28 protein-coding genes and 6 pseudogenes are annotated in these 24,478 nt (G+C 50.5%); 17 read left to right on the top strand and 17 right to left on the bottom strand.

The features are described from left to right. Positions 1-1,174: 1,174 nt before the first annotated feature. Complete coding sequence (locus tag HUZ68_RS24890; protein WP_089533208.1) at positions 1,175-1,816, bottom strand: hypothetical protein; 642 nt, start codon at positions 1,814-1,816, stop codon at positions 1,175-1,177. A gap of 1,755 nt (positions 1,817-3,571) precedes the next feature. Between HUZ68_RS24890 and istA the strand changes: the two are divergent. Beyond that, positions 3,572-4,225 (top strand): annotated as a pseudogene (gene istA, locus HUZ68_RS24885) (IS21-like element IS21 family transposase); the annotation flags it as partial. After that, positions 4,225-5,009 (top strand): annotated as a pseudogene (gene istB / locus HUZ68_RS24880) (IS21-like element helper ATPase IstB). The pseudogenes istA and istB, both read left to right, overlap by 1 nt. 46 nt (positions 5,010-5,055) lie before the next feature. Here the strand turns inward: istB and HUZ68_RS24875 are convergent. The 6 genes and pseudogenes from HUZ68_RS24875 to vapB (HUZ68_RS24850) form a co-directional block, all read right to left on the bottom strand. After that, positions 5,056-5,163: pseudogene (locus HUZ68_RS24875) on the bottom strand (VapC toxin family PIN domain ribonuclease); the annotation flags it as partial. Further along, positions 5,160-5,390 (bottom strand): type II toxin-antitoxin system VapB family antitoxin, encoded by a 231-nt coding sequence (vapB, locus tag HUZ68_RS24870; protein ID WP_001261276.1) that lies wholly within the window; start codon positions 5,388-5,390, stop codon positions 5,160-5,162. The pseudogene HUZ68_RS24875 and the gene vapB (HUZ68_RS24870), both read right to left, overlap by 4 nt. A gap of 286 nt (positions 5,391-5,676) precedes the next feature. Continuing rightward, positions 5,677-6,699 carry a hypothetical protein gene (locus HUZ68_RS24865; RefSeq protein ID WP_063073408.1) on the bottom strand — a complete coding sequence of 341 codons (1,023 nt, stop codon included), beginning with the start codon at positions 6,697-6,699 and terminating at the stop codon, positions 5,677-5,679. Further along, the gene (locus HUZ68_RS24860; protein ID WP_063073409.1) at positions 6,684-8,246 is read right to left on the bottom strand and encodes an ATP-dependent nuclease; all 1,563 of its coding nucleotides are present in this window, start codon (positions 8,244-8,246) and stop codon (positions 6,684-6,686) included. Before HUZ68_RS24860 ends, HUZ68_RS24865 begins: the two co-directional genes overlap by 16 nt. Before the next feature lie 73 nt (positions 8,247-8,319). Then, complete coding sequence (locus tag HUZ68_RS24855; RefSeq protein WP_063073410.1) at positions 8,320-8,736, bottom strand: type II toxin-antitoxin system VapC family toxin; 417 nt, start codon at positions 8,734-8,736, stop codon at positions 8,320-8,322. Then, entirely contained in the window at positions 8,733-8,963 is a 231-nt protein-coding gene (gene vapB, locus HUZ68_RS24850) for a type II toxin-antitoxin system VapB family antitoxin (RefSeq protein ID WP_063073411.1), read from the bottom strand. Before vapB (HUZ68_RS24850) ends, HUZ68_RS24855 begins: the two co-directional genes overlap by 4 nt. On the opposite strand from vapB (HUZ68_RS24850), the pseudogene HUZ68_RS24845 reads away from it, so the two are divergent. Further along, positions 8,920-9,075 (top strand): annotated as a pseudogene (locus HUZ68_RS24845) (hypothetical protein); the annotation flags it as partial. The gene vapB (HUZ68_RS24850) and the pseudogene HUZ68_RS24845 sit on opposite strands and share 44 nt — an antisense overlap. 167 nt (positions 9,076-9,242) lie before the next feature. On the opposite strand, the gene HUZ68_RS24840 reads toward HUZ68_RS24845, so the two are convergent. Further along, on the bottom strand, positions 9,243-9,947 hold the full coding sequence (locus tag HUZ68_RS24840; RefSeq protein ID WP_001067848.1) for an IS6-like element IS26 family transposase: 705 nt from the start codon (positions 9,945-9,947) through the stop codon (positions 9,243-9,245). 64 nt (positions 9,948-10,011) lie between these two features. Between HUZ68_RS24840 and HUZ68_RS24835 the strand changes: the two are divergent. After that, a pseudogene (locus HUZ68_RS24835) lies at positions 10,012-10,401 on the top strand (ISNCY family transposase); the annotation flags it as partial. Positions 10,402-10,643: 242 nt separating this feature from the next. On the opposite strand, the gene HUZ68_RS24830 reads toward HUZ68_RS24835, so the two are convergent. The 4 genes from HUZ68_RS24830 to HUZ68_RS24820 all read right to left on the bottom strand — a co-directional run bounded on the left by HUZ68_RS24830 (position 10,644) and on the right by HUZ68_RS24820 (position 13,042). Further along, entirely contained in the window at positions 10,644-11,507 is an 864-nt protein-coding gene (locus HUZ68_RS24830; protein ID WP_050858821.1) for a TIR domain-containing protein, read from the bottom strand. Positions 11,508-11,523: 16 nt separating this feature from the next. Beyond that, the gene (locus tag HUZ68_RS24825; RefSeq protein WP_024198578.1) at positions 11,524-11,949 is read right to left on the bottom strand and encodes a hypothetical protein; all 426 of its coding nucleotides are present in this window, start codon (positions 11,947-11,949) and stop codon (positions 11,524-11,526) included. A 93-nt stretch (positions 11,950-12,042) separates the two neighbouring features. Beyond that, positions 12,043-12,270 (bottom strand): hypothetical protein, encoded by a 228-nt coding sequence (locus HUZ68_RS25065; protein WP_306461684.1) that lies wholly within the window; start codon positions 12,268-12,270, stop codon positions 12,043-12,045. 67 nt (positions 12,271-12,337) lie between these two features. Beyond that, entirely contained in the window at positions 12,338-13,042 is a 705-nt protein-coding gene (locus tag HUZ68_RS24820; protein ID WP_239594266.1) for an IS6-like element IS26 family transposase, read from the bottom strand. On the opposite strand from HUZ68_RS24820, the gene HUZ68_RS24815 reads away from it, so the two are divergent. Both HUZ68_RS24815 and HUZ68_RS24810 read left to right on the top strand, forming a co-directional pair. Next, on the top strand, positions 13,033-13,539 hold the full coding sequence (locus tag HUZ68_RS24815) for a hypothetical protein (protein WP_001505085.1): 507 nt from the start codon (positions 13,033-13,035) through the stop codon (positions 13,537-13,539). The two genes, HUZ68_RS24820 and HUZ68_RS24815, sit on opposite strands and share 10 nt — an antisense overlap. Continuing rightward, on the top strand, positions 13,536-14,327 hold the full coding sequence (locus HUZ68_RS24810; protein ID WP_000016494.1) for a site-specific integrase: 792 nt from the start codon (positions 13,536-13,538) through the stop codon (positions 14,325-14,327). The genes HUZ68_RS24815 and HUZ68_RS24810 overlap by 4 nt, the downstream gene beginning before the upstream one ends. Before the next feature lie 151 nt (positions 14,328-14,478). On the opposite strand, the gene HUZ68_RS24805 is transcribed toward HUZ68_RS24810, so the two are convergent. Next, on the bottom strand, positions 14,479-14,754 hold the full coding sequence (locus HUZ68_RS24805) for a hypothetical protein (RefSeq protein WP_050858693.1): 276 nt from the start codon (positions 14,752-14,754) through the stop codon (positions 14,479-14,481). Further along, entirely contained in the window at positions 14,748-15,392 is a 645-nt protein-coding gene (locus HUZ68_RS24800) for a division plane positioning ATPase MipZ (RefSeq protein ID WP_000633913.1), read from the bottom strand. The genes HUZ68_RS24805 and HUZ68_RS24800 overlap by 7 nt, the downstream gene beginning before the upstream one ends. Before the next feature lie 228 nt (positions 15,393-15,620). On the opposite strand from HUZ68_RS24800, the gene parM reads away from it, so the two are divergent. After that, positions 15,621-16,592: a plasmid segregation protein ParM domain-containing protein gene (gene parM, locus HUZ68_RS24795; protein ID WP_001103690.1), complete on the top strand. Its 972-nt coding sequence runs from the start codon at positions 15,621-15,623 to the stop codon at positions 16,590-16,592. A gap of 4 nt (positions 16,593-16,596) precedes the next feature. Then, positions 16,597-16,989, top strand: coding sequence for a plasmid partitioning/stability family protein (locus tag HUZ68_RS24790; protein WP_063073471.1), 393 nt, complete (start codon positions 16,597-16,599; stop codon positions 16,987-16,989). 4 nt (positions 16,990-16,993) lie between these two features. Here HUZ68_RS24790 and HUZ68_RS24785 read toward each other — a convergent pair. From HUZ68_RS24785 to HUZ68_RS24775, 3 genes and pseudogenes are all read right to left on the bottom strand, one after another. Then, a pseudogene (locus HUZ68_RS24785) lies at positions 16,994-18,264 on the bottom strand (Y-family DNA polymerase). After that, on the bottom strand, positions 18,264-18,701 hold the full coding sequence (gene umuD / locus HUZ68_RS24780) for a translesion error-prone DNA polymerase V autoproteolytic subunit (RefSeq protein ID WP_000109071.1): 438 nt from the start codon (positions 18,699-18,701) through the stop codon (positions 18,264-18,266). Before umuD ends, HUZ68_RS24785 begins: the two are co-directional and overlap by 1 nt. Continuing rightward, on the bottom strand, positions 18,698-18,946 hold the full coding sequence (locus HUZ68_RS24775; protein WP_001775014.1) for a DinI-like family protein: 249 nt from the start codon (positions 18,944-18,946) through the stop codon (positions 18,698-18,700). The genes umuD and HUZ68_RS24775 overlap by 4 nt, the downstream gene beginning before the upstream one ends. Positions 18,947-19,339: 393 nt before the next feature. On the opposite strand from HUZ68_RS24775, the gene HUZ68_RS24770 reads away from it, so the two are divergent. From HUZ68_RS24770 to HUZ68_RS24730, 9 genes are all read left to right on the top strand, one after another. Further along, on the top strand, positions 19,340-20,266 hold the full coding sequence (locus HUZ68_RS24770) for a DUF1281 domain-containing protein (protein WP_033812889.1): 927 nt from the start codon (positions 19,340-19,342) through the stop codon (positions 20,264-20,266). Positions 20,267-20,269: 3 nt separating this feature from the next. Further along, positions 20,270-20,575 carry a hypothetical protein gene (locus HUZ68_RS24765; protein WP_063073472.1) on the top strand — a complete coding sequence of 102 codons (306 nt, stop codon included), beginning with the start codon at positions 20,270-20,272 and terminating at the stop codon, positions 20,573-20,575. A gap of 76 nt (positions 20,576-20,651) precedes the next feature. Continuing rightward, complete coding sequence (locus HUZ68_RS24760; RefSeq protein ID WP_001775017.1) at positions 20,652-21,335, top strand: DNA methylase; 684 nt, start codon at positions 20,652-20,654, stop codon at positions 21,333-21,335. Continuing rightward, entirely contained in the window at positions 21,336-21,557 is a 222-nt protein-coding gene (locus HUZ68_RS24755; RefSeq protein WP_001104873.1) for a hypothetical protein, read from the top strand. Continuing rightward, the gene (locus HUZ68_RS24750) at positions 21,487-22,005 is read left to right on the top strand and encodes a DUF1380 family protein (protein WP_123325260.1); all 519 of its coding nucleotides are present in this window, start codon (positions 21,487-21,489) and stop codon (positions 22,003-22,005) included. Before HUZ68_RS24755 ends, HUZ68_RS24750 begins: the two co-directional genes overlap by 71 nt. Before the next feature lie 50 nt (positions 22,006-22,055). Continuing rightward, positions 22,056-22,832 carry a hypothetical protein gene (locus tag HUZ68_RS24745; protein WP_063073488.1) on the top strand — a complete coding sequence of 259 codons (777 nt, stop codon included), beginning with the start codon at positions 22,056-22,058 and terminating at the stop codon, positions 22,830-22,832. A 416-nt stretch (positions 22,833-23,248) separates the two neighbouring features. Continuing rightward, positions 23,249-23,674 carry an antirestriction protein gene (locus HUZ68_RS24740; protein WP_001198928.1) on the top strand — a complete coding sequence of 142 codons (426 nt, stop codon included), beginning with the start codon at positions 23,249-23,251 and terminating at the stop codon, positions 23,672-23,674. Positions 23,675-23,720: 46 nt separating this feature from the next. Beyond that, the gene (locus tag HUZ68_RS24735) at positions 23,721-24,155 is read left to right on the top strand and encodes a DUF1380 family protein (protein WP_014106967.1); all 435 of its coding nucleotides are present in this window, start codon (positions 23,721-23,723) and stop codon (positions 24,153-24,155) included. Next, on the top strand, positions 24,152-24,343 hold the full coding sequence (locus HUZ68_RS24730; protein ID WP_001027516.1) for a hypothetical protein: 192 nt from the start codon (positions 24,152-24,154) through the stop codon (positions 24,341-24,343). Before HUZ68_RS24735 ends, HUZ68_RS24730 begins: the two co-directional genes overlap by 4 nt. The last annotated feature ends 135 nt before the right edge of the window (positions 24,344-24,478 follow it).

Below are 24,478 nucleotides of genomic sequence, written 5' to 3'. Positions count from 1 at the left end.
CTCGCCGAACAGTTTTTTGATGTCTGAATTTTCGTTTTCCAGAAAGCCTCCTGCCTGTGGACAGTAAAAGAATAAACAGCAAATCGTGTGTCAGAGCCCCGCTAACTGACTGAAGAAAAACCTGCAGTCTGTATTTAACAACAGAGTCTGGCGTACTGACCATAGTTTATGTCATTAGCTTACTTCAGTATATGCATTACTGAATACAGCTTATCATTAGCATATTACAGTTTATCAGTAACATGCCACAGCTTATGTGATCGTGGTCCCGGCCCATGAGTAACAAGGTTTGTAGCGATATGGGGATCTTTAATGGATCCTTTATTGATCATTCATGGATCTATTTACTGGATCGGGCCTCTGGATATGTGGATAAATCATTCCGGAAAAACAGCATACACTACCGATTATGAAGGCTTCAGGGCGTACCTGCTCACTGTAACTACAGATATATTGCGCTTCCTCGCCGGTTCGCGGGCTTCGCCCGGTCACCGGTCTGCGGCGAGCACTGTTTTTTCTGAAGTCTGTCTTTACAGGTAATTTTTGACGGAATCTGCCGTACTTCCTGAGCGTACAGTCATATCCGAAATACACTTCATATGTTTGTCTCAACGCCAGAGGCGCATGCAGACTGGCTCCATGAATATCCTGACAACTGGCATCACTTAATTTATCGACAGTCTTAAGACTAATCGTCAGAATCCTGATAATTGACGTTTCAGGTCCAGAGAAGTGCAGACGTTGCAACCAGTCAGCTGTGCCTGTGTCGGAGCTGATATCCGTGATGAAGCAAACCAAAGAGCTGTAGCATCAGTTGGGCAAAACGAGCTACTGTAAAAAGCCGTTGGGCCGACAAAATAAGTGAATATCGTATATGCCTTTGTTGCCGGAGGATGACAGAATAAACCCTGTCAGTTATTGACTCTGGATCTTACGAGCCCAACTGTATGCCATAAGCTGTCGGTCGAAAGAGTGACAGGATCCTGATGACAGGCACTGCTGCGCAGACACCGGTCATGGATGTAACGGAAATACCAGCTGAACCGCAGGTCTTCCAGTCGGGGACACAGAGTACAGGGCTGGAGCTTGTGGATACGTATCTCTGGATCTTCAAACACTTTATGGAAGGAAAGGAGTTAACCAGATCCCTTGCCTGCCAGGTTTATATCAAGCCCTATAGCGACAGGATGGACAGTGTCACCTTCCAGTCAGTAGCTAAACGATCTAAGGTGTTCCTGGACAAACTGCAGGAGCCAACGTCTGAAATGATAAATAAGCGAGGGAATACCTGGTGCTGGAAGAGTTGAGATGACTGGCACATTGGTATAAATCTTGCCGTTATTCTGATCAGCTTGTAACATTCTGTAATGATCACCATTGGCTGGCGATTTTTCTGTTCAGTAATGTAATTAACCTTATCTGATGCGCTGGCCACTATTCCATCAGCTGTACTGATGGCAGGCTCCCTGTTGAGGTCTGCCGCGAGCTGTCCGCCGGACTCAACGGGCTCTGCCACAATCCGGTTATGATAGCCTGGAAACTGATCAAGGGTCAGGTCGATATAGTCCCTGGCAGGGGCGGCAATGACGTGGCCGTATCTGCCAGGACCATTATCCCACTGCATACCGACAATACAGGAGTACAGGTTGCTGCCGTCTTCCGTCAGATAATCAGTCAGCGTCTGGCTGGCCAGCTCGCTGCAACCGGCCGGGAAATCCTTCAGGTGATCATACCCGGCGGTGAGAGAAGCCTCACAGGAAGTCAGCTCCAGAGCATGTCGGAAGGCCTGCAGGCGGGTCCAGGTGTCCGCATTCACTTTTTCACCTTCCCGTCATGACGGGCCAGGGACTGAAGTTTACGGACGTCCTCCCGGGATCCTTTCAGCTCAGCTTTCGTATCCAGCAGCTGCGCCGCCAGCGGTCTTTTTCCCGGGAGCCGACTTTCCTGGCACATATTCTTTTCGCAGTTATCCCCAGAATCTGTGGATAACTGTTGCTCCTCTTTTGAGAGAGAAGGCTTTACTCACCGCCTGAATGCGGCAGATATGTCTGGACGATATATCTGCATACGCCGGTACTGCTTCGTCAGATTGCACGGCAGGTGAATTGCCGGGCTGGTACCATACCATATTTGCGCCGAACCCGTCCGGGGCGGTGCCGATAACAGATGTTAAATGATTGGTCGTTTTTACATCTGTAAAAGCAACAGGGCCCCATGATTATATCATGGGGCCCTGTTACTCTGATTCTTCGCAATAGATTGCTCTGAATCAGATGCGCCTTCTCCATTAGACTAACAGTTCTATATTATTTTACCATCTTTAAATGTGTAAGAGTTTTCTGTTTTTTATTGGTGTTTATCTGTATTTTTTGTTTTCGGAACGTTTTTGTAAGAGTTATCTTTTATATTTGAGGTGATATCTTATTGTGGTTGTTGTAATAGTTTAGAGTCGTAATAAATATGATTGATCGCCACTTTAAATGAAGTTAATCTACTGGAGATGAAGTAACTTCATTAATGCGTCATAAAAATAAAAATTCCTGTTTTGGGAAATATGAATGTGTCTGTCCCCTCCTTCGGGAGGGTGTTTTTTATCTGGAAACTGGTTTCTGGTTCTGATTTTTCTTTTTGTATTATAGCGAGTTACGCATATTTACCAATCGATGTCTGGCAAACAGAGTATGGCGATGGTGTGATTTGTGTTTATTGGTAAAAAAAACACCCCCGTAATGGGGGTGTTGAAACTTCAACCTATGTACTCATTATCCTGGGATGGATGAGTAGCGTGCGATATTGAATCATATTCAGCAGGAATAATAATATTCGCAAAAAAATGGATGTGCAAGGAAAATTTTTATATGCTTTTGTGTGTGGTGGTTAGGTAATCAAGAAGATAAATGATGAAGTGTGCCAGTTCAGGATCAATGTTTCCATGGGAAAGCCATTTATTAATAATATCAATTAAGTTCGAAAGCTCAGGGAAGATTTGTTCAATGTTTTCCTCTGTCTCCCGCACAGTCATATAGCGACGTCTCCTTGGGGATTGAAAACAAAAACAATAATACAACAAGTATGAAACAGAAGGTAGGTGGCAGGGGCGGAACAGGAAAACGCATGAGGGCGCTTCCTGGGGGAGATGCCTGGTATCTTTAGGGTTCAGTTTTGAGATCGGGAATTTTTGTACATTAAGTGCATTATTTAATCAATTGAAACGCGTAATGGATTGATTTTATCAGCAACTATCGCGTTTAAGTTGTCGATCATATTTGAGTTGTCTCATTAAGGTCGAATCCCCTGAAAGCGGCGTATAACGTAGGAGTTCCCCTCTATAGCAATAGGTAAGGCTGTTCAAAAAAGGCTTACCGTACAATAATTCGCTATATCCAGACGGCCCCCCTTGTCATACAAGCTCGTAAGTGGCCCTGACGGCCTGTCAATGCGGTACTGCCCTGTCGGGACTGCTCTACCCACATAAGTTTCTACATAGCTTGAAGCTGGATGGGGAGGTATTACGGCTTTAGCCGTAATACTTTCTTCGTCCTCGCAGCGCTGACAGTTTTCAGGGATCAAATTCGGTGGTTGTGTGAAAACGGTGCTGGTTGATAACCAGAAGGCTGCGGTGCTGAAGAATAACAACGGGAAAGTCGTGTTCAACTCCGGATTCCTGTTGCTGGCCGACCACTATAACTTCCTGCCACGGGCATGCCGTCCACGCAGGGCCAGAACAAAAGGTAAGGTTGAGCGGATGGTGAAATACCTCAAGGAGAACTTCTTCGTCCGGTACCGCAGGTTCGACAGCTTCACTCATGTTAATCAACAACTGGAGCAATGGATAGCCGATGTGGCTGACAAACGGGAGCTTCGCCAGTTCAAAGAAACGCCGGAACAGCGCTTCGCGCTGGAGCAGGAACATCTGCAGCCGTTACCGGATACGGACTTCGATACCAGTTACTTCGACATCCGCCATGTGTCCTGGGACAGCTATATCGAGGTTGGTGGTAATCGTTACAGCGTTCCCGAAGCGCTGTGTGGTCAGCCAGTATCGATACGAATATCGCTGGATGACGAGTTGCGGATCTACAGTAATGAGAAACTGGTGGCCTCACATCGCCTCTGTCCGGCATCGTCTGGCTGGCAGACAGTGCCGGAGCATCACGCCCCGCTCTGGCAGCAGGTCAGTCAGGTGGAACATCGACCACTGAGTGCCTATGAGGAGCTGTTGTGATGCATGAGCTGGAAGTCCTGTTGAGTCGCCTGAAAATGGAGCATCTGAGTTATCACGTTGAAAGCCTGCTGGAACAGGCAGTTAAAAAAGAGTTGAACTACCGGGAGTTCCTGTGCATGGCGCTACAGCAGGAATGGAACGGCAGGCATCAGCGCGGTATGGAGTCCCGGCTGAAGCAGGCTCGTCTGCCGTGGGTCAAAACGCTGGAGCAGTTCGATTTTACCTTCCAGCCGGGCATCGACCGTAAGGTTGTCCGGGAACTGGCTGGTCTGGCGGCGAAAACGTGATCCTGCTGGGACCTCCTGGTGTCGGAAAAACTCATCTGGCCATAGCTCCTGGCATGAAAGCGGTGGATGCGGGACATCGGGTACTGTTTATGCCACTGGACTGACTGATCGCGACACTGATGAAAGCGAAACAGGAAAATCGGCTGGAGTGTTAGCTACAGCAACTGAGTTATGCCCGGGTGTTGATCCTGGATGAAATAGGCTATCTGCCGATGAACAGAGAGGAAGCCAGCCTGTTCTTCCGGCTACTGAACCGTCGATATGAAAAAGCGAGCATCATACTGACGTCAAACAAAGGGTTCGCAGACTGGGGAGAAATGTTCGGAGATCACGTGCTGGCAACAGCGATACTGGATCGGTTGCTACATCACTCAACCACGCTGAATATCAAAGGAGAGAGTTACCGGTTAAAAGAGAAACGTAAAGCTGGAGTGCTGACCAAAAACACAACGCCAATCAGTGATGATGAAATGGTGGAAAGCAGACAGCATCAGTAACGAAAGTATCTTAGCGGGCATGAAAATGGCAAATAACGGTCAAACATCGTGGCGTTGACAGCACCGCCTGCTCCAGGCGCTTCAGCACCGCTGCCGGCTGCTCGCGCATGATGAACGAGCAGATGTTAGTGTCGAGCATCCAGGTTTTCTTCATGGCTCAAAGCGTCCTTCATCGCTGACCACATCCTCACGCTCCGCCATAAAGTCCGGATCGGCCCTGTCCAGCTGCGCGAACGAGCCCCAGGTCGGCCGGACGGGACGCAGAATGATGCTGTCCCCTTCCCGGACGATCTCCAGCTCGCTGACGCCGTCAAAATCCAGGTCCCGGGGCAGACGGATGGCGCGGTTATTGCCGTTTTTAAATATCGAAACTGTGCGCATGGATGTTCCTCCGGCTGATCATGCATGATGTGTGAGTACATATGTGCAGTATATGCCTGCCGGACTGGTCTGTATAGGTGTAACATATGCAGATGACTGACATATGCGTATGTCTGCCCTATGCAGATGCGTGGCATGTGGATATGCTGCGCATATCCTGTTTTCTCATTTCTCCACCGCAGATCCGAAAACCACCAAAACCGGATCCGCACTTTTCCAGCCTGAAGTGACATCGTTGGCCATACAGCTTTATTTCTGAATTGTGCCCGACTGAGAAGCAGCTGACTCAGTTCCGGAATCGGCGCAGATGAATTTCGGGAACAAAATAAATGTTGCCGCGCGCCCGTGAGCATGCCACGTACAGCCTGTTACGGGACGACGGTGGAAGGGCTGCCAGTTCCTGACGGGTCAGAAGCTTCCAGTGGGAAGATCCCATCACAATGCAGACATCCTGAAAGTGGTCGAGCCCTTTACTGACGCCCCAGTTCATGGAATAGCAGCCGTAACGGTGATGTTCACGATAGAAGAGCTTAATCACCGTATTATCGGCGTGCAGGGTGGCTGTGCGCTCTGCATCTGTGATCGTTTCAATCAGGGTGGCATGTATCCCATGGGCAGCGATACGGATGTTCAGTTGTCCGGTGATAAACTCGCACACTGAAGCTGAGCAACGCCATGTCCGGTTGAGCGTGTCCCGGTCAACCGTGAAACCTGCTGCGTCGAAGCGGGCCTCATATCGCGTAATGTCATCGTGCAGCGTTGAATTAACGTTGCCGTCATGGCTTGTATCAAAGGTATGTTGATAAAAATCGCCGCAACAGAGCACAGTGATTTCCGCGCGGCAGAGCTCCAGCAGAAAATTAAAGTCATGTCCGGCAAAGTCCTGGACTTCATCGATAAGCAGTTCATCGTAGTAACGGGCAAGCCGGGTACGGATATCCGGCAGCAGCCCCCGGGCTGTGAGTAAGTGTGCGAGCCTCCGGTGATACAGCCGTCCGGCGGGATCCTGATAATGCCGGGCATTCGTGCGCGGTATTCTGGGTGGGGGCTGGTCGAAGCTCAGCCCACGCGATGCCAGCTGCTCCTGCAGGAAAGGCCTGAAGCAAAAACCGTGCAGAAACTCAAACCAGGTCATCACCCTGATCCCGTCCGGGATAAAGCCAAAACGTCTGATAATCTGCGCCCGGAGATGCGCTTCATTATTCACGGTGAAGGTCAGGATCAGCGTCCGCCGGTCCTCACTCAACCGCTGTATCAGCAGCGTGGTCTTGCCCGAGCCGGCAACCGCAAATATCACTCTCTTATCCATGCCAGTGCCTCCTGAATATAATCAGGTACTGTCAGCTCTTCGGCGTGCAGCTGTAACAGCCGGAATGCTGCTTCTGCCTTATTGGCCAGCATGTATTCCTGCACCGTGAGTGTCCGGCGTGTTCCGCGGAAAAGCGCATCACACAGACCAGCGTTATCCTGATACAGGCAGATTTCAAATGTGGATCGGGTGTTATCGCGATCAGCAAATACCCGGGAGCGGGAACAAAGCACGTCAGCATAGCGTTCATCGCAGTTTTGCTGATAGTTGCCGTCATTATCACGAAGGGCCGCGACGCGATTTTCCAGAAGACGGGCCAGTTCAAGATAACGACGGAAACTCGTTCCGCCGATAGCGATGATGTGAACCCCGTCATCCTCCGGCGACCTGCCATACAGGCGGCGATAAAAGGCCTCGATCAGAATAAACTCAGCATCCCCCTCCACGAGCAGCACACGTCTGGCCAGCGCAAATTCCAGCACATTATTGTCCGGTGCTTTCATGAAGAAGGCGGCAGTCTCAGCGGAAAGTTCATTCATCAGTACCGGTCGGGCAGACCCGAGGAGGATTGCCTTACGCAGATCGAGGCGGGATGAGATATGGCTGCTGTGTGTGGCAATAAACACCTGCGTCTGCCGTTCAGTTGCAAGCTGATTAACCAGCCTCTTCATACTGACATGGCTGAGATGATTCTCCGGCTCCTCAAGCAACAGTGCGTGGAGCTCTCCCTGCTGCTGATGCCGCTGCAGTGCAAACTCTGTTTTGATGAAGCACTGCCTTCCTTTTCCACGGTGACGAATGGAAATACCGTCCTCGGTAATGTCCAGATTCGCCTCAAGACCTGATTTAGCACCGGAACGCACGCCAAACTGATACGTATCCAGCGTGTCGTTTATGGCTGACAGATGCCGGGTGCAGAAGTGCATTTTCTGTTGCCGGTAACTGTTTTCAAGCCGGTACCGATCGGCTACCGGCACATTGACGCTGTAAACTGTGCGCGTATATTCCTGTGCGGCGTGCTCGTTATCGATGCGTGCACTGTCTAACAGCAGATGGCGCAGATAGCGTCTGAAGCCGGCAAAATGCCCCCCGGAGAAGGTGCTGAACCGCACGGAATAGTATTCATAGGGAAAATTATCGGGATCCTGCTGCAGGACATGATGTATATCCTGACCGTATTCCTCCGTCATGGGTGCAATGCGCATTCTGAGACCATCCGCATCGATACCCGCCAGATTTTGCCTGCCGTTCAGGTCAGGATCTCCCCCATTACTCAGGAAAACATCAGCTGTCAGCACGGGTAACCGATCGGCGCGGCGCTCACCTTCCTGAAACTGCCTGACTGCTGACTGGGACAGGAGCGATTCCACACCCAATGCCTCGACCCGGTGCCGGCTGTCGCTCAGCACAAGGTCAAGGGCCAGCAGAATCGTGCTTTTCCCGGACTCATTGTCCCCGACCAGAATGTTACGGTCATGAGTGAAGCGCAGGTCCAGTTCCGGAAACTTTTTAAAGTTTTGCAGCATAAGCCGCGTGATCAGAGGCATCTTTTATTCCTTTATATACCGCTGACTGAAAGAGTGTCCGGCAGCGCCAGACCGCCTGTTTTGTTTTACAGCGTTATCTTATCCAGTCTTCCAGCACAAGACCCGGTACCCGTTCAAATTCCCGCGTATTATTCGTCACCAGCACGGCACCGGCGGCGATGGAGTGTCCGGCAATCGCCGTGTCGTTCGGGCCGATCGGCGTCCCGGCGAGGCGCAGCGCCACCTTAATCTCCGTGGTCGCGTCCACCGCGGCGCGATCCCAGGGCAGGATGGCATCGAGGCGGGTGCAGAACGCGTCAACCAGCTGCACGTGGCGCGGCGAGGCCTTCGGGCCGGTAGCCCCGAAGCGCATTTCGGAATAAGTGATGGCCGAGACCACGATACGGTGGCCACGCAGCACCGCCTGCTCCAGGCGCTTCAGGACGGCTTCCGGCTGCTCGCGCATGATGAAAGAGCAGATGTTGGTGTCCAGCATATACGTTTTGTTCACAGGTTAACCCGTCCTTCGTCGGTGACAACGTCCTCGCGCTCCGCCATAAAGTCCGGGTCAGCTTTTTCGAGCTTCGCGAACGAGCCCCAGGTCGGCCGGACGGGGCGCAGGATGATGCTGTCCCCTTCCCGGACGATCTCCAGCTCGCTCACCCCCTCAAAATCAAGATCGCGGGGCAGACGGATGGCGCGGTTATTGCCGTTTTTAAAAATGGATACGGTTCTCATTATTTCCTCCTGGCCGACCGGCCTTTATACATATGCTCAGTATATGCAGATGATCGGCATATGTATAGATATAGCATATGCAGATGGCAGGGGTACGCATATGCCAAACCTATACACACTTCTGTCTTTTTTCTGCTGAGATCCGAAAAAAGCTATAATCGGAGATTTAAATTTCATCAGTACTGACAGGGTGTTAAACACAGGTATTATCGAACGGTTCTGTTTTCGGCACTGTTGCAAAGTTAGCGATGAGGCAGCCTTTTGTCTTATTCAAAGGCCTTACATTTCAAAAACTCTGCTTACCAGGCGCATTTCGCCCAGGGGATCACCATAATAAAATGCTGAGGCCTGGCCTTTGCGTAGTGCACGCATCACCTCAATACCTTTGATGGTGGCGTAAGCCGTCTTCATGGATTTAAATCCCAGCGTGGCGTCGATTATCCGTTTCAGTTTGCCATGATCGCATTCAATCACGTTGTTCCGGTACTTAATCTGTCGGTGTTCAACGTCAGACGGGCACCGGCCTTCGCGTTTGAGCAGAGCAAGCGCGCGACCATAGGCGGGCGCTTTATCCGTGTTGATGAATCGCGGGATCTGCCACTTCTTCACGTTGTTGAGGATTTTACCCAGAAACCGGTATGCAGCTTTGCTGTTACGACGGGAGGAGAGATAAAAATCGACAGTGCGGCCCCGGCTGTCGACGGCCCGGTACAGATACGCCCAGCGGCCATTGACCTTCACGTAGGTTTCATCCATGTGCCACGGGCAAAGATCGGAAGGGTTACGCCAGTACCAGCGCAGCCGTTTTTCCATTTCAGGCGCATAACGCTGAACCCAGCGGTAAATCGTGGAGTGATCGACATTCACTCCGCGTTCAGCCAGCATCTCCTGCAGCTCACGGTAACTGATGCCGTATTTGCAGTACCAGCGTACGGCCCACAGAATGATGTCACGCTGAAAATGCCGGCCTTTGAATGGGTTCATGTGCAGCTCCATCAGTAAAAGGGGATGATAAGTTTATCACCACCGACTATTTGCAACAGTGCCCGATAAAGTGCTGTATCTGATTGAAGACAGCAAGGACAGCCGCTGGGCCATCGGTAAGTATATCGACGTCTGGCATTATCCTGACGGACATAAGGAACTGCGCCTGAATGATGTACAGCTCCTCTATTCCACCTACGACCGGTTGTCGGAAGTTGATCCCGTCGCGATTGTTGATAATAAAAGACTGGGCCATGTGCTTGAAGTTTCGCGCCAGGTCCAGAGAAAACGGGACAATAATCGCTCACAATCGATACCTTCTGGTGATGAGCCTTCCCGAAGACGTCATGCTCCGAGCATCAACAAACCCCAGCGCTCGCTGAACGAAGAAGATATGCTTGAAGCCATAATAAAGCTTCAGGGGAGCTCTGAGGCCATCTTTGGTAAAAGGTGAACTTGACGCAAATCAGAAAGGAAACCCCGGACTCACTGACCTATGGCGATATGTGCACTGTGTTGCAACCATGTCCTGAGAAGATTTCTGGGAAATGCAATTAACTTCAATGATATTATATACAAAGGAAAAAGTCGGGAAGCCGGGGTAAAGTTCGGGTGTCACAGAACCCCGAACCGCTGCGCGGTATCTGGAGATAAAGGCCATTCATGAAAATGGCCTAGAGGATAGAAGCAAAAAAATTAACGAGAAATGACCAAGTTATAGATCGAGTCTAAATTTTTGAATACATCATCGACTTCAAAGTGATGTGCAGTGTCTCTGTAACAGGTCGTTGTGAAAGATAGACCGCTAGGTTTTATCGCATTGATTTTATTGATTTTATCATTGGTTACATTATGCATGTGTCGTAAATATAATGGATATGAAAACACAGCCTGGTCAAATGATTCATTCGCAGCTACTACACGAAATTCATCAAGTGATTTGCGCAGTTCAGTTGGACGATCTTTATGTTCGCTCTTTTCAAGCATTGAACTCATTAATAACTCAGTGAATATCCATGGAGATTGGGTTCTAAACTCATCCCCATCACGAACGCATGAGTCGATTGTATTAATAAATATCAGACATTCAGATTCATGTATCATTTTTATTAATGCAGATGAAAGTATCATATTTAAATTGCTTGCAAGTTTATTGCAGTGCTCATAAATATAAGTATTTTCTTGCCCCGGAAACTTATTGTGCTTATTATTTAGTTCACGGAGTGCATCATCCATATACCCCCACACTTCTGAATCAACAAATGAACGAATGCCAAACTTTGAAAATAAAAAGTTTGCCAAGGCTATTGCCTTAGCTTTATCCACATGGCTATGGGAAATGAAAACATGTGCATTTACATCAGGGAACCAGATTCTTTTGAATTCTTCATAATTAATAGAATTATCAATAGAATCATTGCAACCATCTGATTTTGTTATTGATTCTCTAATTTTGCTTATCGGATTTTGAAGTTTTAACTCCTCTGTTAATGTAGTCGAATAAGTACCATCCAATAGAAAAGAATCATCAGGTATTGAAAAGTTTAAGGCATGTAGCATGATTAATATCCATTATTTAAAATAACACGAAAAAGATAAAAACAGCAACAAACATTGGTATATGGAAAAGAAGAATAGATGTAGAAATTAATGAGCTTCTATATGAAAGCATTTCACCCTTTAGTATATCTTTGTATAGCACAGGGTTTATGCTAAAATAGTTAATAGATTCTGAATTTGATTCAGCCAAGTAATTATATATCTTCCTGAAAATCCTCTCCTGTTGTAGATAATAAGCATCCAATAAACAGAACGCTATGGTGCTCACTATTAACGCAAGAAGTAAATAACCTGAATATTGGGATGCATCCTTTTTTAACGCAACAACTGCAACAAATAATGTTAGGTCCCATCCTTTAATATAAAACGAATTATTAGCCATTCTAGCTATGATCGCCTGTAGGAACCCTAACCCAGCAATTTTAGATTCAATAATGTTCACTTTTTGACCTGCCGCATGTACATAGAGAGACATACAGAAAAAGTAGCATAAACACCGTTAAATCAGAATGATGGTTCGCACAATAACGTTATGCTAAAGAGGCCGCTGCGGGAGAGATTTTCGCAGCGGCCTTTTCAACATATGGACATTTCTAAGGAAGGTGCGAATAAGCAGGTCATTTCTTCCCAAGCTGACTCGCTGATTAAAATTTCGCAGATCTGGGCCGATTTTTTTCCCGCAAACACATCGAATCAGCCTATTTAGGCTATTTTTTCCACCATTTCTGGCGTTATTTCCGGTTTTTACTGAGATCTCTCCCACTGACGTATCATTTGGGGCACTGTTGCAAAGTTAGCGATGAGGCAGCCTTTTGTCTTATTCAAAGGCCTTACATTTCAAAAACTCTGCTTACCAGGCGCATTTCGCCCAGGGGATCACCATAATAAAATGCTGAGGCCTGGCCTTTGCGTAGTGCACGCATCACCTCAATACCTTTGATGGTGGCGTAAGCCGTCTTCATGGATTTAAATCCCAGCGTGGCGTCGATTATCCGTTTCAGTTTGCCATGATCGCATTCAATCACGTTGTTCCGGTACTTAATCTGTCGGTGTTCAACGTCAGACGGGCACCGGCCTTCGCGTTTGAGCAGAGCAAGCGCGCGACCATAGGCGGGCGCTTTATCCGTGTTGATGAATCGCGGGATCTGCCACTTCTTCACGTTGTTGAGGATTTTACCCAGAAACCGGTATGCAGCTTTGCTGTTACGACGGGAGGAGAGATAAAAATCGACAGTGCGGCCCCGGCTGTCGACGGCCCGGTACAGATACGCCCAGCGGCCATTGACCTTCACGTAGGTTTCATCCATGTGCCACGGGCAAAGATCGGAAGGGTTACGCCAGTACCAGCGCAGCCGTTTTTCCATTTCAGGCGCATAACGCTGAACCCAGCGGTAAATCGTGGAGTGATCGACATTCACTCCGCGTTCAGCCAGCATCTCCTGCAGCTCACGGTAACTGATGCCGTATTTGCAGTACCAGCGTACGGCCCACAGAATGATGTCACGCTGAAAATACCGGCCTTTGAATGGGGTCATGTGCAGCTCCATCAGTAAAAGGGGATGATAAGTTTATCACCACCGACTATTTGCAACAGTGCCCTGTGGAGCACGATCAGGATGGCAGAGGAGAAGCTGAGTTCTTATTACCGGAAATCGATTATTCCCCGGTATCTGGTAACTGGCGCTCCCTTCCTTCTGGCCTGATGTATAGGCTCAGCGAACTCTCTGTTCTCAGCTACGAAGCTGTCGTGTGTGTAGATAATGTGTTTGTTGAAGATACTCCTTATGGTGGAGCGGGTGAATATAGTTTGCATAAAAACGCAGCTATGTTGGGAGTAAAAGCACTGCGGTTATCACGAGAACTGAGAATGTTATGTGGCCTCCCTCTGCACGGCCTTTCCGATACACTATCGCCAACGAGGTTGGTATTGTTGAAAGCCAGAGGTAAAACACTCCAAAAGGAGTACGAAATGGTAAAGAAGTCTAAAAAGACCGAGCAAGAGATTGAGGATTTCATAAAGGGGACATCATGAGTGGCCCACAATTGCTTTCCCTGCCAGGTTCTTTTTTAACGCCTCCGGCAACATTACCTGTTGCCATTGATTACCCGGCTGCGCTGGCACTACGTCAGATGGCACTTGTGCAGGACGAATTACCAAAATATCTGTTGGCGCCGGAGATCAGCGCCCTGCTCCACTATGTACCGGATCTGCACCGCAAAATGTTGCTGGCCACCCTGTGGAACACGGGCGCACGTATAAACGAAGCGCTGGCGCTGACGCGGGGAGATTTTTCTCTGGCGCCGCCATATCCGTTCGTACAGCTGGCCACGCTCAAACAACGGACTGAAAAAGCGACCAGAACGGCAGGCCGTGTCCCTGCTGGCAGTCAGGTGCATCGCCTGGTTCCCCTGTCCGATACACAATACGTCAGCCAACTGCAGATGATGGTGGCCACGCTGAAAATCCCACTGGAGCGCAGAAACAAACGAACCGGAAGAATGGAGAAGGCGCGCATCTGGGGAATCACCGACCGCACAGTTCGCACCTGGCTGAATGAAGCTGTAGAGGCCGCTGCGGCCGACGGCGTGACGTTCTCTGTTCCGGTTACCCCACATACTTTCCGCCATTCCTACGCGATGCATATGCTGTATGCTGGTATTCCGCTGAAGGTGCTGCAGAGCCTGATGGGGCACAAGTCGATTAGTTCGACAGAGGTGTACACGAAGGTGTTTGCGCTGGATGTGGCTGCACGGCACCGGGTGCAGTTTTCGATGCCTGAGTCCGATGCTGTCACAATGCTGAAAAACAGACACGCATAAGTCACAAATCATAATTATGAATTGTGATTTATTCTATAAAAGAAGAGACCACTGCAATATGTGATCTCTTGTATGCAAGGGTGCTTAAACAGTGTGAATTCACAAGTGTGATTTCATAAGTGTGATTTCATAAGTAATAACTTCTTGATTATTACGTTAGTGTTTTTAAGTATTGCTCAAGGGCTACTCTGACGATGGCACTTACATTTTTTGGATCTTTACCATTGCGTTTATTCCTCAATGCCAGATCTTCTATTGTGACAAGCATGCTTTCACCAAGAGAGATTGTCGTCCGACATTGTTTTTCTGGTTCGAGTTTTTCCGGCGCGCCGTATGGTTTATCCGCAAGGCGCTGAGCCAGAGCCTCTGCTTGTTCTACCGTAACTGCAGCTCTGTTTAATGCTTGCTGGCTGGGTTTCTTCACCATGGGCCAAATACCTCATTCATTAAATGTTCAATTTCTGCTCTGGCTGCTGTATTGTTCGTTTCTACTACACCGGTGCCGTTGCTCATGCAATCGCGATAGACTTTTCTGAAACAAATAACTGAATCCAGGACTTGAATTGTTGGGAATTCTTCAAGATATTCAAGGAATTCTTTTCTCTCATTTCCCCTCAAAACCGGATTGGTTGTTGCCATACTTTGTAAACAATAAACCTTAAGTTCCGGGTTAAGGTTACGCATTGCGTCTATCTGTTGTTCTAGTTCTGTAAGAGTATCCAGATCTGGTTGAGAACACTGTAGTGGCGCAATTATTTGATGTGCGACAACTCCACTCGTTATGAATTCCTTTGAGTTTCTTCCTGCGACATCCACTATTACATCATCGAACTTTTCATTCAGAGCCTGTAGTGTTTGTGTCAGGTTATCAAATTTCTCAACAAGGGTTATTGCTGGTAACAGTCCTGCAGCTTCTCGTTCCGCATGATGTTTTGCGGCTGTTCGTTGTAGATCTCCGTTTAACAGGCAGACTTCCCTTCCTTTATTTGCGAGAGCAATAGCCAGGTTTGATGCAATGGTAGTTTTCCCTGAACCACCTTTGTTCCCACCAACTACAGTAATCATTGCAACCTCATAAATGTGATGTGTGAAGTATGATGATATTTTGACACGGTAACCTGATGTGTCAACATGCATTCATATTTATGAAGTATGAAATATGAAGTATGTCATATGATGTAATAAATATTACTTGTGTTTTGTGATTTCATAACTATGATAGTGCTCAAATTGAGTATTACCTTGCAACCAGAAACAGTGATTTACTCAGATTGAGTATTTAAGGGGCTATAGATGAACGTATACTGCGATGATGGTTCAACAACAATCAAGTTGGCATGGAATGACAATGGGAAAATCTGTAAGTCGTTGTCGCAAAACTCATTTCGTCATGGATGGAAGGTTGACGGGTTAGGGATTCGCCAGACATTTAACTATGAACTGGATGGTAAAAAATACACGTATGATGAAGTTAGCAACCAATCTATTCTTACGACTCATATTGAGTATCAATATACGGATGTTAACCTGTTAGCTGTGCATCACGCTTTACTGAATAGTGGATTAGCGCCTCAGCCTGTATCATTGACTGTGACTTTGCCTATCAGTGAGTTCTACACGAAAGAGTGTCAAAAAAATGAACTCAACATTCAGCGTAAAATTGAGAATTTAATGAGGCCGATTCGTCTTAATAAAGGCGATGTTTTCACCATTGAACACGTTGATGTGATGCCTGAATCATTGCCAGCTGTGTTTTCTCGTCTGGTCATGGATAAAGTTGGTCAGTTCGAAAAATCGCTGGTAGTTGATATTGGCGGCACTACGCTTGATGTTGGTGTTATCGTTGGTCAATTTGACTCTGTAAGTGCCATTCATGGTAATTCTGGCATTGGTGTGTCTTCAGTTACGAAAGCTGCAATGAGTGCATTGCGCATGGCATCCAGTGATACCAGTTTCCTCGTTGCAGATGAATTGATTAAACGTCGTAATGACCCGGACTTTGTTCGGCAGGTTATAAATGACGAAACAAAAACTGATCTGGTCCTTAATACCATTGAGGGGGCTATTGCCAGTCTGGGGGAGCAAGTAGTCAATGAGCTCGGTGATTTTCATCATGTGAATCGTGTTTATGTTGTCGGTGGTGGGGCCCCGTTGATCTATGATTCGATAAAAACGGCATGGCACCATCTTGGGCAAAAAGTAGTGATGATGGAGTCGCCACAGACAGCACTGGTTGAAGCTATCGCGGCTTTCAAAGAGGAGTAATATTGTGGACGATGAACGGAAAAGGAAAAAATTCACACTTTATCTGCATCCGGAAAAAGCTGCAGACTTTCAAGCTTTGGAAGCGATAGAGTCCGTTCCGCGTTCTGAGCGTGGTGAGCTGTTCCGGAATGCATTTATTTCTGGAATGGCGTTACACCAACTTGATCCTCGCCTGCCTGTATTGCTGACTGCCATTTTGAGCGAGGAGTTTTCAGCAGATCAGGTTGTAACCTTACTCAGTCAGACGACAGGATGGAAGCCTTCTCAGGCCGATATCAGAGCTGTGTTGACTGAACTCGGTGCTTTGCAATCTGCTGAAAAAATGCCTCCTTCTGCTACTGATTCGGTGCAGGAGGCAATGAATGATGTGCGCCTTAAAATGCAAAAATTATTCTGATATATCAGAATGAAGCAATGGGGATCTCAGTCCATTGTGTTGTATACGAAGGCGAGAGCATTTCCCGTTTCATTTGCCATTCAGGGGCGGTTCCTCGCCCCGCAAACCACACTTTCCCTTTTCCAGACTGGTTCAGTTCATCGAGTGTTTTCATTAACTTTTCGCTGTTTTTACGGGGCTGGATCTCATCAAATAATCCCGGCTGCGCTATACCCGATGGTGTGAAATCAGCCAGCATGACTCCTGCCTTCATATAGCGGTACCCTTCACGCCAGACATGGTTTAACGCTCTGCATGCTGCGGCAATAATGTCCCGGCTGTCCTGTGTGGGTAATGGAAGCTTTTCCACAGCGGCATTGCTGTAACAGGGTTCTTTTACTGCAAAGGGGGATGTCCGTACAAATGTCGTCACCTGCCGGCAATACTGACGCTCCCCACGTAGTTTCTCTGCGGCCCGCTCTGCATACTGAACAACAGCCTGGTGCATGGCATCTTTGTCTGTGATTCGTTCACCAAAACTGCGACTACAGACAATCTGCTGTTTTGCCGGTGGTGCTTCTTCCAGGGATATGCAGGACTCGCCGTTGAGTTCGCGTACCGTACGCTCAAGAATGACGCTGAAGTTTTTCCGGATGAATGCCGTGTTAGCCTGCGCCAGCTGCAGTGCTGTGTTAATACCCAGCGCATTCAGCTTTTCCGTCAGTCTGCGTCCTACTCCCCAGACCTCACCAACTGGCTGCAGCCCCAGTAGCTTCAAGATCCGATTACGGTTTTCTGCCTCCAGCGCGACCACACCGGAAAACTGTGGCCATTGCTTTGTTGCCCACTGTGCACTTTTAGCCAGCGTTTTTGTAGGCGCAATGCCCACCCCCATGGTGAGTCCTGTCCAGCTCTTTACCTGTTCCCTGAGCTGATGACCAAAAACCTCCGGAGAGATGCAATGATTTATCCCCCGCAAATCAATGAACATTTCATCAATTGAGTAGGGCTCAACTGCGGGAGAAAGCGACTCCAGAACAGCCATGACCCGTTGGCTCATGCTGTGGTACAGCGCATAATTGCTGGAAAATACATGTATTTTCTTCTCCAGGCGCATCTGTCTCACCTGAAACCAGGGCTGCCCCATTCTGATGCCAAGGGCTTTTGCCTCCGGCTGCGCGCGATCACACAGCCATCGTTATTGCTGAGTACGATGACCGGTTCGTTGCGAAGGTCCGGGCGGAAAACTTTTTCACATGAGGCGTAGAAACTGTTGATATCAGCCAGTGCAAACATCAGCGTAACTCCCGCGTCCTGTGTATCACGTGAGTGACAACACCAAAAATACAGATGTTTTCCGGATACAGTGTGCGAAATTCCGGGCTGTCTGAAACCGGCTCCAGTGCCGGGCGTGGGCGCAACAGCAGTCGTTTGACGGTGAACTCACCGTCGATCTCAGCGATAACGATGTCCCCGTGTTGTGGTTTCTCGGCCCTGTCCACTACCAGCAGATCACCATTCTGCACGCCAGCCTGGTTCATCGATTCACCGCTGGCGCGCAGAAAGAAGGTGGCTGCAGGTCTGCTGATGCAATAGCTGTTCAGATCCAGTTCCTGCTCAGCATAATCAGTGGCAGGCGAAGGAAAACCGGCCTGGCAACGATCGGCAAACAACGGTCGCACGTAACTGTCATCGCCTGAAGGGTCAGCCGGACGGTGATAAACGGTACTCATGCTGCAGGCAGCCAGCTGTCGTCCTGCCAGATTTCTTCCAGCAGAGACATGATACGTTCTTTATCCTTGTCGTTGCGGGCTCCTGTGACAGATACAGACGGGGCGCTGCCCTGGTCTATACGCAGCCAGATTTCCGGGGAGTGTGGTTTCAGACGTTGTTCGATTTCATTCTGTAGCGCCTGAAGTGTGCCTGATTTGAGGTTTTTTGTGCTCTGGCGGTCGAAAAGAATTTCAATGCGGATCATGTTCTCATCTCCCTTTTCTATTGCTGTATGTATATACAGTATTCTAATAACTGAATCCACACACAGTCAAATGTCATTATTGTGACTAAAAAACGCTCAATTCTCTGAGGGTGTGGCTGTATGCCTGCTGTGGACTGCTGTGTCCAGCTTATCCACAGCATTTTGCGCACGGTTCTGTGAATAAAATACCTGGTTACCCAGGCCGTGCCGGCACGTTAACCGGGCTGCATCCGATGCAAGTGTGTCGCTGTCGCCGGCCTCCTCACCCGGTCACGTTTCGTCGTTCCTCCTCCACGCGCTGCGGCTTCGGGGCCGCACCTGCATTCGTATGCGGTCGCCCGGTTACAGGTGCGGCACGGCCTGATAGAGGCCGCATGTGAGAGGAGAATTCCCATGCCAAACTGGTGCTCAAATCGTATGCATTTTTCTGGTGAACCGGCACAGATTGCTGAGATTAAACGACTGGCCAGCGGTGCAGTCACACCGCTTTATCGCCGCGCCACAAATGAAGGTATTCAGCTGTTTCTGGCCGGAAGTGCCGGACTTCTGCAGACCACTGAAGATGTGCGGTTTGAACCATGCCCCGGACTGACGGCTGCCGGGCGTGGCGTTGTATCGCCGGAGAATATCGCGTTCACCCGCTGGCTGACATACCTGCAGGACGGTGTACTGCTGGATGAGCAAAACTGCCTGATGCTGCATAAACTCTGGCTGCAGAGCGGTACTGGACAGCGTCGCTGGGAAGGATTACCGGATGATGTCAGGGAAATCATCACTGTGCATTTCACCGCAAAAAGAGGTGACTGGTGTGACATCTGGGGTAACGAGGATGTATCGGTGTGGTGGAACCGTCTGTGTGACAACGTGCTGCCGGAAAAAACCATGCCGTTTGACCTGCTGACGGTTCTGCCGACCCGCCTGGATGTTGAAGTGAATGGCTTTAACGGTGGTGTTCTGAACGGTGTTCCTTCTGCATATCACTGGTATACCGAACGGTATGGCGTGAAGTGGCCTTGTGGGTATGACCTGAATATCAGCAGTCAGGGAGAAAACTTCATTCAGGTGGATTTCGACACGCCGTGGTGTCAGCCGGAAAGCGACGTTGTTGCAGAATTAAGCCGCCGTTTCAGCTGCACGCTGGAGCACTGGTACGCCGAACAAGGCTGCAATTTCTGTGGCTGGCAGTTGTATGAGCGTGGAGAGCTCGTTGATGTGCTGTGGGGGGAACTTGAATGGTCTTCCCCGACAGATGACGATGAGCTGCCGGAAGTCACCGGACCTGCGTGGATAGTCGACAAGGTGGCGCATTATGGCGGATGAAGTATGACGGAGACGGGCGGGCAACCGCCCGTTTCTTTTCCGACAAAGGATGTCGCCGTGCTCCTCTTTTTACTGCGCCGGCTGACGCGGCGCGGCAGGAACGCTGCCTGTGGTCAGTGTCCCGTGTCCGGCCGGGCACGGGACGGGCGCTTTTACCGCTCCTGGCTGGCGTCGGTGACAGTGTACGCCAGCCTGTCGCCCTTTTCTGATGAATGCCCTTCAAGCCGCTTTCGCGGCATATCCTCGCCGTCAGAAAGACGACGGCTGCGGTATTCCACGGTCGGCCTGACCCGTTACCGGACGCGGTGAACAGCCCACAGGCAGCGGAGAACGGGCGCCACAGGGGCGCCCTCCCGGTGCCCTCTGTAAGAGGAGGAGTGCTGTTATGTCCCGTTTTATCCTGGGTGACTGCGTGCGTGTTATGGCCACGATTCCTGATAACGCCATTGATTTCATCTTAACCGACCCACCATATCTCGTTGGTTTTCGTGACCGTTCCGGGCGCACCATTGCCGGTGACGTTAACGATGACTGGCTGCAACCTGCCAGTAATGAGATGTACCGCGTACTAAAAAAAGATGCGCTGATGGTGAGTTTCTATGGCTGGAACCGTATTGACCGCTTTATGGCAGCCTGGAAACGCGCCGGATTCAGCGTTGTAGGGCACCTTGTGTTCACCAAAAGCTACACATCCAAATCTGCGTATGTCGCGTACCGTCACGAATGCGCCTATATCCTGGCAAAAGGCCGTCCGGCGCTGCCTCCGAAGCCATTACCCGACGTGCTGGGCTGGAAATATTCGGGCAACCGCCATCACCCGACGGAAAAGCCCGTTACCAGCCTGCAACCACTGATTGAGAGCTTCACACATCCGAACGCGATTGTGCTGGACCCGTTTGCAGGCAGCGGCTCAACCTGCGTGGCCGCCCTCCAGTCCGGACGCCGGTATATCGGTATCGAGCTGCTTGAACAGTATCACCGTGCCGGACAGCAACGACTGGCCGCCGTGCAACGGGCCATGCAGCAGGGGGCCGCGAATGATAACTGGTTTGAACCGGAGGCTGCGTAAATGAACTATGCCGGACACGAAAAACTTCGCGCCGACGTGGCGGAGGTGGCCAACACCATGTGTGACCTTCGGGCTAGGCTGAACGATATGGAGCATCGCTGTCGCTTTGATTCCGATGTGCTTGTTGAACGCCTGACACGCCAGACGCTGTATCGCGCCAATCGCCTGTTTATGGAGGCGTATACCGAAATTCTGGAACTGGATTCCTGCTTCAAAGATTGAGAAGGAGACGAGAATGTACGGAACATGCGAAACGCTATGCCGGGAGCTGGCAGCAAAGTATCCGGGAGACGCGCCGCTGATGCTGGTTATCTGGTCCCCGGAAGAGATTCAGGCACTGGCTGACGGTATGGAAATTTCTCTGACCGATCATGAAATCAGGACCGTCCTGGCGCGCATGGAGGACATCCCGGAAGACCAGCGGACTGAATCCGGTATTTCTTCCGCCGCGGTGATGGAGATTATCAGCAACGTGAGCGAAAACCGCCAGGTGACCGTCCCTGCTGAACTGCTGGCGTCCCTGATTCAGACCGCTGAACAGGCACTGTGGAAACGTGAGTGGGCCGCCCGTGATAACGGCCTCGCCGTCCCGGAATGCGTTACCCGCCGTCAGGCGGTGGTTAATCAGGCCCGCACCCTGCTGAAAAACAACACACACGAAAACAACTGATGTTATCGCCGCCTGCCCTGCGGGCGGCGATACAGGGAGAACGCTTAATCATGAACGAAAACAGCACGCTGAACGCACTGATTTGTCGTCACGCCCGTAACCTGCTGCTGGCGCAGGACTGGCCGGAAGAGACGGATGTTGACCAGCGAAATCCGAACTATCCGGGCTGGATCAGCATTTACGTGCGGCTGGATGCGCCCCGGCTGGCGACGTTACTTATCAACCGTCACGGCGGCGTACTGCCGCCGCTCCTGGCCTCCGCCATTCAGAGACTGACCGGAACCGGGGCGGAACTGGTACTGTCCGGCAGTCAGTGGCAGTCGCTGCCGGTACTTCCGGCAGACGGAACGCAGGTGTCTTTCCCGTATGCCGGAGAATGGCTGACCGAAGACGAAATCAAGGCTGTTCTTGATGCGGTGCACGATGCGGTACGAAGCATCTGTTACCAGGTGGCAGAAGATGCGCGGCGTATCCGTGCGGCGCTGACCACCACCGGTCAGACGTTGCTGACCCGCCAGACGCGCCGCTTTCGCCTGGTCGTGAAGGAAAGCGATCACCCCTGCTGGCTCGATGAAGATGACGAAAACCTGCCCGTGGTGCTCGATGCCATCGTGAACCGGGGAGCACGTTTTTCGTCGGTGGAAATGTATCTGGTCAGTGAGTGTATTGAGCATATCCTGTCCAGTGGGCTGGCCTGCGATGTGCTGCGTATACCGGATGAACCGCCCCGCCGCTGGTTTGACCGTGGTGTTCTGCGGGAGGTGGTCCGGGAAGCCCGGACCGAAATCCGCAGCATGGCGGATGCCCTGGCAAAAATCCGGAAATGATGACACTGGCGGGGTAAATCCCCGCCTTTTTCCTGCCGGTCCCCGGACAGAGCACAAAGGAAGTCGCCGCCGGCTCCGCTTTACCCGGCCATGCAGGGCATGGCCTTGTGGTTTTTCAGTTATGTGGCCTCAGCGTCGTGTGCGGGCTGTGCCGTGCCTCCATCTTAGCCGGGCTGGCGTTGATGCAAGGGTACGCTTCGCCGCTGCGGTCACCCGGTCCCTCCTTCCCGTCTGCCGTGATTTTCCGGTCGTTCACCCGCTCAGATTTCGCGGTCTCACCCTGCAACTCCCGTCAGCCGTGTGCGTCAGGCTGCGGCTTCCCTTGCGCCCCTGCATCCCCGCCTGTTCGCCCGGCTTTTATGGAGGCACGGCACCGCCCGGTGTCGCGGAATATGTGAACAACGGAGGAAAACATCATGCAATATGCGAAACCTGTCACTCTGAATGTTGAAGAGTGCGACCGTCTCTCCTTTCTGCCGTATCTGTTTGGCAACGATTTTCTGTATGCCGAGGCGTATGTGTACGCGCTGGCGCAAAAAATGATGCCGGAATATCAGGGAGGCTTCTGGCACTTCATCCGCCTGCCGGACGGTGGCGGTTACATGATGCCGGATGGCGACCGTTTCCACATGGTGAACGGTGCAAACTGGTTTGACCGTACCGTGAGTGCTGATGCCGCAGGCATCATCCTGACCTCCCTTGTGATTAACCGCCAGTTGTGGCTGTACCACGACAGCGGGGATGCAGGACTGACCCAGCTTTACCGGATGCGCGATGCGCAGTTGTGGCGTCACATCGAATTTCACCCCGAATGCAACGCGATTTACGCGGCTCTGGACTGATTAACGGACGGGGCGGCAATGCCGCCCCTGTAAAGGAGACGAGAACATGTACTGTACTGTTAAAGAAATTATCCGCGAAGTGCTGGATACAGACGTGCCGGACAGTGAATGCGTTTTTGCCGTAGTGCTGACCCGTGGGGATGTGCGTCACATAGCCCAGGACTGGAGTCTGACAGACGATGAGCTGGAAACCGTCATGCAGCGGCTGGACGATGCCTTTGAATATGGTGCGGATGTCAGCGTTGTTCACGGCGTTGTTCACGGCGTTGTTCATGAACTGATGGAAGAAAAGCGCGCCAGCCGTCAGGTGACAGTCCCGGCGGTGATGCTGGAAAAAGTGATGGCGCTGGCAGGCAGTGAAATGAAGCGCCTGTATGCCGTCGGGAGTGAGAACGGGGGCGACGGTGACGCATTCGTCAGGGAGGAACGCGAAGCAATGGACGTTGTGTTACAGGCGCTGGACGGGGAGACGATGTCATGAATATCAGCACAGAAACCCGCGAAATTCTGCGTAATTACAGGGCCGTGATTAATGCGCGGCGTCGTGAAATGGGGCAGAAACCGCTCACCACCGCGCAGATTGTTGATGAAATCTGCGATTTTGTGGCGAATCAGCAGGCGGTTTTCCTGGGCGGTCACTACATCTTACAGGGTAGCAGAAACAGGTGATACAGGGGCAGGCGGTGGAGGCCGCCTGTCAGTCCGCGCGAAAACCCCTGGCAGGCTGACGCCTGCCGGAAGGGAAGCGGGCCACGCTGGCGCGTCGCCCGTTACCCTTCCCGTCTGTGATGTGTCTGACTCAGG

The organism is Shigella dysenteriae, assembly GCF_022354085.1.
Taxonomy (GTDB): domain Bacteria; phylum Pseudomonadota; class Gammaproteobacteria; order Enterobacterales; family Enterobacteriaceae; genus Escherichia; species Escherichia coli.
The sequence above is the reverse complement of the archived record's forward strand: the minus strand, read 5'-3'. Positions and strand labels throughout refer to the sequence as shown.

Coding starts and splice junctions, on each gene's coding strand:
- vapB (WP_001261276.1), bottom strand. CDS start 5,390: ATGCGCACAGTTTCGATATTTAAAAACGGCAATAACCGCGCCATCCGT.
- HUZ68_RS24865 (WP_063073408.1), bottom strand. CDS start 6,699: ATGGATAAGAGAGTGATATTTGCGGTTGCCGGCTCGGGCAAGACCACG.
- HUZ68_RS24860 (WP_063073409.1), bottom strand. CDS start 8,246: ATGCCTCTGATCACGCGGCTTATGCTGCAAAACTTTAAAAAGTTTCCG.
- vapB (WP_063073411.1), bottom strand. CDS start 8,963: ATGAGAACCGTATCCATTTTTAAAAACGGCAATAACCGCGCCATCCGT.
- HUZ68_RS24840 (WP_001067848.1), bottom strand. CDS start 9,947: ATGAACCCATTCAAAGGCCGGCATTTTCAGCGTGACATCATTCTGTGG.
- HUZ68_RS24830 (WP_050858821.1), bottom strand. CDS start 11,507: ATGCTACATGCCTTAAACTTTTCAATACCTGATGATTCTTTTCTATTG.
- HUZ68_RS24815 (WP_001505085.1), top strand. CDS start 13,033: ATGGGGTCATGTGCAGCTCCATCAGTAAAAGGGGATGATAAGTTTATC.
- HUZ68_RS24820 (WP_239594266.1), bottom strand. CDS start 13,042: ATGACCCCATTCAAAGGCCGGTATTTTCAGCGTGACATCATTCTGTGG.
- HUZ68_RS24810 (WP_000016494.1), top strand. CDS start 13,536: ATGAGTGGCCCACAATTGCTTTCCCTGCCAGGTTCTTTTTTAACGCCT.
- HUZ68_RS24805 (WP_050858693.1), bottom strand. CDS start 14,754: ATGGTGAAGAAACCCAGCCAGCAAGCATTAAACAGAGCTGCAGTTACG.
- HUZ68_RS24800 (WP_000633913.1), bottom strand. CDS start 15,392: ATGATTACTGTAGTTGGTGGGAACAAAGGTGGTTCAGGGAAAACTACC.
- parM (WP_001103690.1), top strand. CDS start 15,621: ATGAACGTATACTGCGATGATGGTTCAACAACAATCAAGTTGGCATGG.
- umuD (WP_000109071.1), bottom strand. CDS start 18,701: ATGAGTACCGTTTATCACCGTCCGGCTGACCCTTCAGGCGATGACAGT.
- HUZ68_RS24775 (WP_001775014.1), bottom strand. CDS start 18,946: ATGATCCGCATTGAAATTCTTTTCGACCGCCAGAGCACAAAAAACCTC.
- HUZ68_RS24770 (WP_033812889.1), top strand. CDS start 19,340: ATGCCAAACTGGTGCTCAAATCGTATGCATTTTTCTGGTGAACCGGCA.
- HUZ68_RS24765 (WP_063073472.1), top strand. CDS start 20,270: ATGACGGAGACGGGCGGGCAACCGCCCGTTTCTTTTCCGACAAAGGAT.
- HUZ68_RS24760 (WP_001775017.1), top strand. CDS start 20,652: ATGTCCCGTTTTATCCTGGGTGACTGCGTGCGTGTTATGGCCACGATT.
- HUZ68_RS24755 (WP_001104873.1), top strand. CDS start 21,336: ATGAACTATGCCGGACACGAAAAACTTCGCGCCGACGTGGCGGAGGTG.
- HUZ68_RS24745 (WP_063073488.1), top strand. CDS start 22,056: ATGAACGAAAACAGCACGCTGAACGCACTGATTTGTCGTCACGCCCGT.
- HUZ68_RS24740 (WP_001198928.1), top strand. CDS start 23,249: ATGCAATATGCGAAACCTGTCACTCTGAATGTTGAAGAGTGCGACCGT.
- HUZ68_RS24735 (WP_014106967.1), top strand. CDS start 23,721: ATGTACTGTACTGTTAAAGAAATTATCCGCGAAGTGCTGGATACAGAC.
- HUZ68_RS24730 (WP_001027516.1), top strand. CDS start 24,152: ATGAATATCAGCACAGAAACCCGCGAAATTCTGCGTAATTACAGGGCC.